The following is an 883-nucleotide window of genomic DNA, read 5'->3' as shown; positions in this document are numbered from 1 at the left end:
CCTCTCCCCCATCAACGACTAGCGAGTTCAGATAAGCGTCAGCCGATCCTCTCAGCAACTTTGCGATCAGCGGCTCAGCAGTCCGGATTGCCGCCTCTATTGGTTCGATGACCTTTTCGTCCGGCTCGAGGGGATAACCACAAGCATGCGCCGAATTAAATCCATAGATTAGAACGTCGGCGTTTAAGTCGAGGATGAAAGGGAGACTCTCAATTAGTCGTACCTCTCCGTCTTCTGTGGTAATGCTAATTCCTCCGATCATCATCGCAGGGGATACTAAAGGAGTTGGCGAGGCTGGATCTCGATGCGGTACCACCGCATGTGGAAAGGCTGTGCCGAATGTTCTCCAAAAGCCATCAAACCGCGTGTCAGGATCGGTCTTACGCATTCTGCGGGTTACATCATGATTGCCTGGAACCACGAGGATGTGATCACGATCGGGAAGTTTGCCTGCCTTCACCTGCTGGAGCAGCCACTGGCGAACGTCATTAAGCCCTCCTTGGTCGCCGCGATTGGTCATGTCACCGCTCACGACGACATAATCAGGGCGCTTAGACAATGCTGAGAGGTAGTCGGATAGGCGTGCGAGCGGCGTCGGCCCGTCGGCACCTGTCAGCTTGACCTTTTCGTCGACGTCTGAATATTGGCCCCGCCCGGCATGTATGTCAGTCAAATGAAGGATGGTGACGTTAGCCATCGATGGAGCTCTCTCTCAACATTGCCTGATCGATAGCTGAGAAAGCGCATTTATGCGAGGCTATTGGGCGACCAAATAAAGCGACTGCCCTGTCTCGACCGGTTCGCACTCAGAGGGCAAGGCGCACATCGGAGTATACCCTGATGTGCGGTTGCGTCCGGCATGCTCTTGCTGTGGAGCCTCAAT

General features: G+C 54.5%; 1 protein-coding gene. It reads right to left on the bottom strand.

Annotation, left to right across the window (positions count from 1 at the left end):
• Nucleotides 1-697, bottom strand: a 697-nt coding sequence (locus tag X742_RS1000000173625; protein WP_198019291.1) for a metallophosphoesterase, incomplete at its 3' end; no start/stop codon positions are given.
• Nucleotides 698-883: the final 186 nt, after the last annotated feature.

The sequence above is a fragment of the Mesorhizobium sp. LNHC229A00 genome (assembly GCF_000502415.1).
Taxonomy (GTDB): domain Bacteria; phylum Pseudomonadota; class Alphaproteobacteria; order Rhizobiales; family Rhizobiaceae; genus Mesorhizobium.
Note: the sequence above shows the minus strand (reverse complement) of the source record. Positions and strands in the feature narration are given on the sequence as shown.